The sequence below is a fragment of the Rahnella sp. NRRL B-41462 genome, assembly GCF_003263525.1.
Classification (GTDB): domain Bacteria; phylum Pseudomonadota; class Gammaproteobacteria; order Enterobacterales; family Enterobacteriaceae; genus Rahnella; species Rahnella aceris.
The window spans coordinates 1-10,463 of sequence record NZ_JYDF01000043.1 but is presented as its reverse complement, the minus strand read 5'-3'; the positions used below and the strand labels follow the sequence as shown (position 1 = coordinate 10,463).

Below are 10,463 nucleotides of genomic sequence, written 5' to 3'. Positions count from 1 at the left end.
AAGGTATTCACGATCCCCTGAATCAGCGTCATGGTTACCATATCGCCGTTCGCAATGTGGCTGATTTCATGGGCGATAACCGCCTCGGCTTCGTCCTGACTCATGCTTTGCAGCAATCCGGTGCTCACCGCCACCAGAGAGGCATCGCGACGTGCGCCCGTGGCGAAGGCGTTAATATCGGGTGCGTGATAAATCGCGACCTGTGGCATCGCAATGCCCGCCTGCTGAGACTGGCGACGTACGGTGTCCATCAACCAGCGCTCAGTTTCGTTACGCGGCTGCTCAATGACTTCCCCCCCCACTGAGCGTAACGCCATCCATTTCGACATCAGTAATGAGACAATTGCGCCACCGAAGCCAAATAGCCCGGCCATGATCATCAGCCCCGGCACGCTGCTGTGCTGAATGCCGGTCAGGCTAAGTACCAGCCCGAATACCAGCATAACGGCCAGGTTAGTCAGCAGGAACAACGCTATACGCATCATAAAATTTCACTTCCTCATTGTTACTTCATTGTTATTAGCGAGTCATACCACCGGCACATAGCATGCCGGGCTGTACTGATCCTATGGGCTTCTTATCAGGATTCAAGACTCCATGCGTTCTGAAGGCCTGAATTCACAATACTTTACATTTTGAAGCGTTTGCTTTTACAGACAGGGCTGAAATACCGATGTTATTCAGAAAAACACCGCATAAAAAAAGCGCACCGGAGTGCGCTTTTAGTCAGTCTGTCACCAGAATTATTTTGCCGGGGCCTGATCAACCTGAGACTTTTCCAGCTTACCGAGATCGACAGCAATATGGTCAGCTTCATCAAGGTAAGGATCCGGAGCAACATAATCTTTCGGCAGATCGTCGAGAGATTTCAGCGGCTTCTTGCCTTCACGCTTGAAGCGTTCATTCAGGCGATTAAGACGCAGTGCATCATCCTCTTTATCTTCTTTATCACGCTGGGCGTAATTCAGAGAGGCAATGTTACGTTTGTCTTTCAGCGCCTTGTAACGCGCGATATCTTGCTGGATGTACTGGAACTCAGGATTTTGCGCAATACGGGCCTCATGCATTTTCAGCAATTCAGGCAGGAACGGTTTCATGTCGCCTAATTTGGTGTAGGTTGCCGCATTAATACTATCCCACGGAAGTGCGTTATCTTCGAACTTCTCGCCGGTTTCAATCGATTCAATACCGGTTGGCATCAGGATATCCGGGGTAACCCCTTTACGCTGAGTACTGCGCCATTGATGCGATAGAACTTCTGGATAGTGTATTGCACAGAACCGAGCGCAGGCCATTCAGGGCGCAGCATCTGGTCGTAAATACGGTTCAGTGAACGATACTGCTGAACCGTACCTTTACCGAAGGTCGGCTCACCGACAATCAGCGCACGGCCATAATCCTGCATAGCGGCGGCGAAGATTTCTGATGCCGAAGCACTGAAGCGGTCAACCAGAACCACCAGCGGACCTTTGTAGTAAACGACGCCATCAGTATCACTGTCCTGACGGATGCGACCATTATTATCGCGTACCTGAACCACCGGACCACTTGGGATAAACAGACCGGACAGCGAAACCGCTTCCGTCAGCGCCCCCCCTCCGTTGGTGCGCAGATCGATAACCAGGCTGTTAACGTTCTGCTTAGCCATTTTCTGCAACTGCACTTTGACGTCATCTGTCAGGCCAACATAGAAGCCAGGAATGTCCATCACAGCGACTTTTTGAGCGCCAACATTTTTGATGGTCATTTTGACGGCGCGATCTTCGAGACGAATCTTCTCGCGGGTCAGCGTAATCACATGGTTCTTGGCATTTTTACCCGCTGGCAAGATCTGCAAACGGACTTTGCTGCCTTTTGGCCCTTTGATTAACGCAACCACATCGTCGAGACGCCATCCGATCACATCAACGATCGGAGTCTGTTTTCCTGCCTGAACCTGACCGACACCCACAATACGGTCACCCACTGCAATGGCTTTACTTTTGGCCGCCGGGCCGCCAGCAACCATCGAATTGATGACTGTATAATCGTCGTCACCTTGCAAGACCGCACCAATACCTTCCAGAGACAGGCTCATTTCAGTATTAAATTGTTCAGTGCTGCGAGGCGATAAATAGTTGGTGTGCGGATCAATTTCGTGCGCGAAGGCATTCATGACCAGTTGGAAGACATCTTCGCTGTTGCTTTGCGTCAGACGCTTCATCGCAAAATGATAACGCTTAGACAATACATCGCGAATTTCCTGATCGTTCTTGCCGGTCAGTTTGAGGTTCAGCTCGTCATATTTGACTTTCGCATCCCACAATTTGTCCAGCTCAGCGCGGTCTTTCGGCCACGGTGATTTACTGCGATCAAGTTCAATGGTGTCGTTGCCCGTAAAATCCATCGGGCGCTCAAGCACTTTTAACGCATAGTCATAACGTTCAAAGCGGCGTTTCTGAGCCAGATTGAATAAGGCATAGGGGGTAGTTAACTGACCGGATTTCAGTTCCTCACCCAAGGTGGCACGTTTATCAGTAAATTGTGCGACATCGGAAGCCATTAATACGTTATGGCCATAATCGAGCATGTTGAGGTAACGGTCGAAGATTTTCGCTGAGAAATCCGCATTAAGGTCGAACTGACGATAATGTGAACGGGTAAAACGAGCAGTCACACGCTCGCTCACCGTTGCATCCTGCGGATCCTGCGTTAAATTAGGAAGTTGAGCGAGAGTCACCGGTGTACTCTCGTTCGCAGCAAAGCTGGTGTTCACCAGCCCGGCTCCTGCCATTAACAGACCCGCAATAACGCTTAATCTGACAAATTTGTTCATGCCTGAGTTGGCCTCCGTATCAGAACTGCAAATGTTCTGCGCGTACAATCATCGCCAGACCCGAAGAGAGTTGAACGCGAACACCGTCTTTGGCAATTTCCAATACGGTTGCATCCATCGCACTCTGACCTGCTCTGACTTTGATTTCCTGGCCAATTTGCAGTTTTGAAATGTCTGTTACTGGCACATGACGCGGTTCACGTTTTTCCTCACGCGGTGGGCGAGGTGTACGTGGTTTGCGATTTTCCTGGCCAGCCACAGCTGCGGGCGCATTTTCACGACGCGGCGCAGGTTTTTTAGCGGCCGGACGTGGACGACGTGGCTCAGCGGTTTCACCGGCTTCACGACGTTTAGCCTGTTGTTCCGCACGTTGTGCCTGAACACGGGCTTTCGCTTCTTCCAACTGTTTACGGGCATGTTCTACGTGCTGTTCTTCAAGAACGCCACATGAATTACCATCAAGATCAACACGTTCTGCACCGACTTTAACGCCGTACAGATAACGCCAGCTTGAGGTATACAGGCGCAGAGCAGAGCGTAACTGAGTTTTGCTCAGATTCTCTTCACCTTGCACGCGCGCGACCAAATCCGCAAAGATACCGATCTTTAATGGGCGTGCTTCGCCTTCGGCGGTAAAACAGAGCGGGAACCGCTCAGCCAAAAAGGCGATGACTTCTTTACTACTGTTCAACTTAGGTTGATTTTCCATGAAATTTCCTGATTACAACGGGTTTGCCAACCGGCGCAGGCATGAACAGGCGTCATTATAATGACGCCATTATTAAATGCCACGTTATCCGACGATCAACTTACGATCAGATTGACATATTTTTCAGCATCGCAGCTTTCGAGATGCTGGCAAAGCCCGCTGACTAACTCTGTCAGCCCCAGTTCATCCGCTTCATCGAAGCGTTGATAAACGGTGCTATCAATGTCTAATACGCCGATCACTGTGCCATTAACGGCCACTGGCAGAACAATTTCGGCATTACTTGCTGCATCACAGGCGATATGCCCGGGGAAGGCATGAACATCGCCCACACGCTGTACAGCATTTTCCGCTACTGCGGTACCGCAGACGCCTTTTCCTACCGGAATACGCACGCAGGCAATTTTACCCTGGAATGGCCCCAGCACGAGTGTTGTGCCGTCCAGCAGATAAAAACCTACCCAGTTGACGCCATCAAGACGTTCAAAAAGTAAGGCACTTGCGTTCGACAGAGTAGCAATAAAATTGTTTTCTCCGGCGATCAACGCGTTCAAATCACGTTTTAATTCCGTGTAGAATGCTTCTTTATTCATGTAGTAACCAATAATGACCTAAGGGCACTGAGCCGTTCTGTTGTGCTTAACCCCTATAAAATAAGCATTAAATGCCCATGTGAACAAGGTTAATCCTGTGTGACATCAAAAAGACTCGCCTACAATAACTGTTTGCCGACCGCATAATACGTTATTTTGTCAAAAAAACCTGGCTGATCTTGGCCTGATGGCCTCGTCTGCCCCCCAACGGGGATGCGTAATTGTAACAACAGGTATTCTTTACTATTCCAGGTACTATGAAAATAAACACAATATCAGTCCAGTTACCGCATGTTCGCTACCAGCGGTGCCATGAATGCGATTACCTTTTCTCGCTTCCGGCGCTGAAACGGACGCAAACTGCACATTGCCCGCGCTGTAACGCCAAAGTGGAAAAAGGCAAAGTTTGCTCCCTTCCCCGGCTGATCACTATGGCCATCAGCATTTTGCTGCTGATGCCTTTCGCTTATACCGAACCACTGATCAGCATCCGTCTGCTTGGCACGCGTATTGACGCCAGCCTGCTTGAAGGCATCTGGCAGATGTCGCGTCAGGGCGATCCGGTCACGGCAAGTATGGTCGCGTTTTGCACCATCGGTGCGCCGCTGACACTCGCTGTTTCAATTCTTTATCTGCATTTTGGCAGCAAGCTGGGGATGAATCTCAAACCTGTATTGCTGATGCTTGACCGCCTGAAAGACTGGGTGATGTTGGATATTTATCTGATTGGCATGGCGGTCGCCAGCATCAAGGTCAAAGAATATGCGGATATCAATGCCGGAGTTGCACTGGCCGCGTATCTGATGATGACTGTGATGGTCACAATGACGATGATTAATCTTAATATTGAGCAGCTGTGGGAGGAGTTTTATCCGCAGCGCAGGCCAAAGGGCGTACCGTCTTCACTGCGTTTGTGCATTGCCTGTAAATTTACCGGATTACCGGATGAACACGGGCGCTGTCCACGCTGTCATGTTCCCATGCAACGACGCTACAAACACAGTCTGCAAAAAACCTGGGCGGCGTTGATTGCAGCCATGATGTTTTTAATCCCGGCCAATTTGCTGCCGATTTCCATCATTTACGCCAACGGGCAGCAACTGAAGGACACTATTTTCTCCGGTGTCGTTTCGCTTGCCACTTCAGGCAATATCCCGATTGCCGCAATTGTGTTTATTGCCAGCGTACTGGTGCCTTTTACTAAAGTGATTGTGATGCTGACACTGTTACTCAGCATCCATTTTAAAGCGATTCAGGGACTGAAAACGCGCATCCGTTTACTGCGACTGGTCACCTGGATAGGACGCTGGTCGATGCTGGATTTGTTTGTTATTTCATTAATGATGTCGCTGGTAAACCGTGACCAGCTTTTGTCTTTTACTATGGGTCCGGCCGCCTTTTACTTTGGCTCTGCCGTAATTCTGACCATTCTTGCCGTTGAATGGCTTGATAGCCGCTTGATTTGGGATGCACATGCAACAGGAAACGCCGAATACACCGACTGAAGCACGGATAAAACACAGGCGCCGGATTTCGCCTTTCTGGCTTCTGCCGTTTATTGCTTTACTGATCGCCGGATGGCTGATTTACAGCAACTATCAGGAGCGTGGAAATACTGTCACGATCGATTTCCAGTCAGCAGCGGGTATCGTTGCGGGCCGTACTCCTGTGCGTTATCAGGGGGTTGAGGTTGGGACAGTAGAGTCCATCAGTCTGACCAAAGATCTGCGTACCATTCAGGTAAAAGTCAGTATCAAAAGCGATTTGTCTGACGCCCTGCGCGAAGGCACACAGTTCTGGCTGGTGACGCCAAAAGCCTCACTGGCCGGGGTTTCCGGCCTTGATGCGCTGGTGGGCGGTAACTATATCGGCATGATGCCCGGCCCCGGCAAAGAGAAAGATCATTTCGTCGCGCTCGATACCCAGCCTAAATTCCGCCTAAATACCGGCGAGCTGATGATTCACCTGCATTCAAAAGATCTGGGCTCACTGAGCACCGGCTCCCTGGTGTATTACCGCAAAATCCCTATCGGGAAAGTTTACGATTACGACATTGAAAGTGGTAATGACGGCGTCACGATTGATTTGCTGATCGACAAGCGTTTTGCCGGTCTGGTGAAAGACAACACGCGCTTCTGGAACGTATCCGGTTTTAAAGGCGACTTCAGCCTGAGTGGCGCGAAAGTGCAAATGGAAAGTCTGGCCGCGCTGGTTAACGGAGCCATTTCAATGGATTCGCCAAATGATGGTAATCCGGCCAAAGCAGACCAGTCTTACGTGCTGTATCCGGATCTGGCGCAGAGCCAGCGTGGGGTTGAAATCAATCTCGATTTGCCGAACGGCAACGGCTTGTCAGAAGGACAGACACCGCTGATGTATCAGGGGTTGCAGGTCGGTACCCTGACCAAAGTCACTTTGCAACCCGACAATAAAGTTACCGGTAAACTCACTGTCGACCCTTCGGTAATCGACATGATGCGTACCGGGACGCGTATCGAAATGAACAGCCCGAAAATTAGTTTGAACAACGCTAACATCAGTCAGTTACTGACGGGTAATACGCTGGAACTGATCCCGGGCGATGGGGAAGCGCAAAAGCATTTCGTGGTGCTTGACAGTAACCAGCGCCTGCTTCAGAACCCCGGTACCGTCAAGATTCAGCTGATTGCGCCGCAAAGCTATGGAATTGATGCGGGGCAGCCGATCAAGCTTTACGGTATCAACGTCGGCTCGGTGATTGACCGCACGCTGACTGATGAAGGCATCCTGTTTAATGCCGCGATCAAGCCGGAATATAAAAATCTGCTGCACAAAGACAGCAAGTTTGTGGTCAACAGCCGCGTGGATGTGAAGCTGGGTATTGATGGCATGGAAGTGCTGGGTGCCAGCGCACAGGAATGGGTCGATGGGGGTATCCGCCTCATTCCTGGCAGTAAAGGTGAACCCGTTCAGAAATACCCGCTTTACAGCAACGCGGAAAAAGCCGCTGAAGGTATTCAGGGAGATCAGCCAGGTGCCACACTGACATTGACGGCGAAAACCCTGCCAGATATTCAGGCCGGATCAGTGGTGCTTTACCGTAAATTCCAGGTTGGGCAGATTGTGAATGTTCGCCCGAAAGCGAACGAGTTTGAAGTGGATGTGTATATTCAGCCGCAATACCGCAATCTTCTGTCTGAGAAAAGCATTTTCTGGGCTGAAGGTGGTGCCAAAGTGCAGCTCAATGGCAGCGGTCTGACCGTTCAGGCCTCGCCGCTGGATCGTGCGCTGAAAGGCGCCATCAGCTTTGATAATCTTGAAGGTGTCTCCACCAGTAAAGGCGTGAAACGGGTTCTGTATGATTCAGAAACCGCGGCCCGCGCTGTCGGCAGCCAGATAACGCTGAACACTTATGATGCCAGTAAGCTTTCTGCTGGCATGCCAATACGCTATCTGGGCATCACAATTGGTCAGGTCGAATCACTGAAGCTCGATCCGCAGCTCAATCAGGTTTCGGCCAAAGCCGTGTTATATCCGGAATTTGTGAACGACTTCGCCCGTCGCGGTTCGCGCTTCTCGATTGTTTCTCCGGAGATTTCAGCCGGTGGTGTCAGTAATCTGGAAACCCTGCTCCAGCCTTATATCAACGTTGAAGCAGGCAAAGGTGTTCCGGCGCGTAATTTTGACCTGCAGGAATCTACCATTACCGATTCCCGCTACACCGACGGTCTTGGCATTGTTGTTGACGCAGCAGAAGTCGGTTCATTGCAAATCGGCACGCCAGTGTTGTTCCGTGGCATCGAAGTAGGTACGGTCTCGGGCTTCTACCTTGGCGCGATGGCCGACCGGGTAAACGTGACGTTGAGGATCAGTAAGAAATACCAGTATCTGGTGCGCGAAAACTCGGTGTTCTGGCTGGCATCCGGTTATGACCTTCAATTCGGTCTGACCGGCGGCGTGTTCAAAAGCGGCACATTCCAGCAGTTTATCCGTGGCGGTATCGCTTTTGCGACCCCACCGACAACGCCGCTGGCGCCGAAAGCCAGCAATGGCAACCATTTCCTGCTCAATCCGGAAGCGCCAAAAGACTGGCAGAAATGGGGAACGGCAATCCCCAAAAATTAACCAATATGATTTTCATCAAGGCCACCTTCGGGTGGCCTTTTCGTTTCCTGGTTACGACTGAAGCCCCTCCCTGCGCAGGTAAATATGCTAAACTCCGCGGCTGAAAACTTATTCAGTTCTGGAACCGCACTCTTGTCAAAGCTCACCACTGCCAGCAGTTTTGCTGATAAATTACCCGCCGCTTTTCTTGAAGCCACTCGTGCAATCATGCCTGCCAGCCTGAGCATGGAGGATTTTATCGCTGCCTGTCAGCGCCCTCTTCGCCCCAGCCTGCGGGTCAACACCCTCAAAATCAGCGTGGAAGATTTCCTTACACTGGCCGGCAGTTATCAGTGGGATTTAGAGCCTGTGCCGTGGTGCACCGAAGGTTTCTGGATCAACCGCCATGCACTGGATGAATCGCGTTTAGGCAATGCGTTGTCTCATCTTGCGGGGTTGTTTTATATTCAGGAAGCCAGCTCAATGCTGCCGGTCACTGCGTTATTTGCTGATGGCACTCAGCCGACGCTGGTGATGGATGTCGCCGCCGCACCGGGTTCAAAAACCACGCAGATTGCGGCGCTGATGGAAAATCAGGGCGGCATCGTTGCCAATGAATATTCCGCAAGCCGGGTAAAAGTTCTGCACGCCAATATCAGCCGCTGCGGTGTCAGCAATACAGCACTCACCCACTTTGACGGGCGCGTATTTGGTGCCGCATTACCGGAAACTTTCGATGCCATTCTGCTGGATGCCCCCTGCTCGGGCGAAGGCGTTATCCGTAAAGATCCTGATGCCATGAGCAACTGGTCTGAAAACAGCGTGTCGGAAATTGCTGCCACGCAGCGTGAACTGATCGACAGCGCTTTTCATGCGCTGAAACCGGGCGGTGTACTGGTTTATTCAACCTGCACCCTTAATGCGCAGGAAAACCAGCAGGTCTGCCAGTGGCTGCTCGAGACTTATGCTGATGCGGTGGAAAGTGAATCGCTGGCAGACTTATTCCCGGGTGCGAGGAAAGCGGTGACGCAGGAAGGCTATCTGCACGTATTCCCTCAGGTTTATGACAGTGAAGGTTTCTTCGTCGCGCGTTTTCGCAAAACGGACTCCGTACCGCGCTTGCCTGTTCCGGGATACAAAGTCGGTCGTTTCCCTTTCTCTCCGCTTTCCCGTCAGGACAGCGCAGAAATTATCAAAGCTGCCGGTCAGTCCGGACTGTTATGGCAGGAAAAACAATATACGTTGTGGCAACGCGACAAAGAGATCTGGATATTCCCAGCAGTTCTGGAACCGCTGTTTGGGAAAGTGCGCTTTTCGCGTATTGGTATCAGGCTGGCTGAACGCTTTCCGAAAGGCTTCCGCTGGCAACACGAAGCCGTGGTCGCATTCAGCGATACTGAAACTAAAAACCGTTTTGAAATTGACGACGAACTGGCGCAAAGCTGGTTCCGGGGCGTCGATATTTATCCGCAAACTGCCCCACCGGCAGATGAATGTCTGGTGACATGGCTCGGCCAGCCGTTGGGATTAGCGAAACGAATCGGAAGCCGGATTAAAAATAGTTTGCCGCGTGAGCTGGTCAGGGATGGCGCGGTTCGTCCGCAGACCTTATCGAACGATTAATTAATTTAAACTTTTTGCAAACTTCTGTGCCATAAGATCATCGTGATGGCGCAGAATATTCTACCTAATCATTATCTTTAACGATTAAAAACTCATCCTGACAAGCATTTTGGCGAATTCTGTACAACGTCGTGTTTAGGTGAAATAGGGGTGACAAAGTGTATGGAACCCTTACTTAGGCAACATTTTATGCCGAATATAGTAGATAATTATTTATATTATCAAGAAAGATTTATTGAATTATAAGTAGGAATAATCCTACCGTGACATGTATTATTGCCATCAAGATAACATTGCTAGTGATATATCATTTTCAGATATAAATCTTAATGCCTGATGTTGAGTAAAGACCTGCCAGTCGGAGAAGTGTCATGTCGGATGAAATGAAACTCGAATCAGCAGATGGGCTGCTATTACAGCAAATGGCCAGCCTGCGGGATATCATCGATAACAATTCTGACTGGATCTGGGAAGTCGATACGCAGGGGCGTTATGTTTTCTCTTCCAATAAATGCATCGAGTTTCTCGGTGTTCCACCTGAAAAAGTATTAGGCAAAACGCCTTTTGACTTCATGCCACCTGATGAAGCCAAACGGGTTGGCGAGCAGTTTGCTGCTATCGTCGAACGACGCGCGCCATT

Annotated in this window: 7 protein-coding genes and 1 pseudogene; 4 read left to right on the top strand and 4 right to left on the bottom strand. The window is 50.5% G+C overall.

The features are described 5' to 3' along the window. The 4 genes and pseudogenes from htpX to UC14_RS11480 form a co-directional block, all read right to left on the bottom strand. A partial coding sequence (gene htpX, locus UC14_RS11495) for a protease HtpX (RefSeq protein WP_112197719.1) occupies window positions 1–485 on the bottom strand: 485 nt, incomplete at its 3' end. 258 nt (window positions 486–743) lie between these two features. Then, window positions 744–2,815 (bottom strand): annotated as a pseudogene (gene prc, locus UC14_RS11490) (carboxy terminal-processing peptidase). A gap of 19 nt (window positions 2,816–2,834) precedes the next feature. Continuing rightward, complete coding sequence (gene proQ, locus UC14_RS11485) at window positions 2,835–3,524, bottom strand: RNA chaperone ProQ (RefSeq protein ID WP_013576151.1); 690 nt, start codon at window positions 3,522–3,524, stop codon at window positions 2,835–2,837. 95 nt (window positions 3,525–3,619) lie between these two features. Continuing rightward, a complete protein-coding gene (locus UC14_RS11480) occupies window positions 3,620–4,117 on the bottom strand; it encodes a GAF domain-containing protein (RefSeq protein ID WP_013576152.1) in 498 nt (165 codons plus the stop codon). Between the two features lie 257 nt (window positions 4,118–4,374). Between UC14_RS11480 and yebS the strand changes: the two genes are divergently transcribed. The 4 genes from yebS to UC14_RS11460 form a co-directional block, all read left to right on the top strand. Then, a complete protein-coding gene (gene yebS / locus UC14_RS11475; protein WP_112197718.1) occupies window positions 4,375–5,622 on the top strand; it encodes a membrane integrity lipid transport subunit YebS in 1,248 nt (415 codons plus the stop codon). Continuing rightward, window positions 5,591–8,221, top strand: coding sequence for a PqiB family protein (locus UC14_RS11470; RefSeq protein WP_013576154.1), 2,631 nt, complete (start codon window positions 5,591–5,593; stop codon window positions 8,219–8,221). The genes yebS and UC14_RS11470 overlap by 32 nt, the downstream gene beginning before the upstream one ends. A gap of 84 nt (window positions 8,222–8,305) precedes the next feature. Next, on the top strand, window positions 8,306–9,823 hold the full coding sequence (rsmF, locus tag UC14_RS11465; protein ID WP_037037450.1) for a 16S rRNA (cytosine(1407)-C(5))-methyltransferase RsmF: 1,518 nt from the start codon (window positions 8,306–8,308) through the stop codon (window positions 9,821–9,823). Between the two features lie 371 nt (window positions 9,824–10,194). Continuing rightward, on the top strand, window positions 10,195–10,463 hold a 269-nt coding region (locus tag UC14_RS11460), incomplete at its 3' end, for a PAS domain-containing protein (protein WP_157962095.1).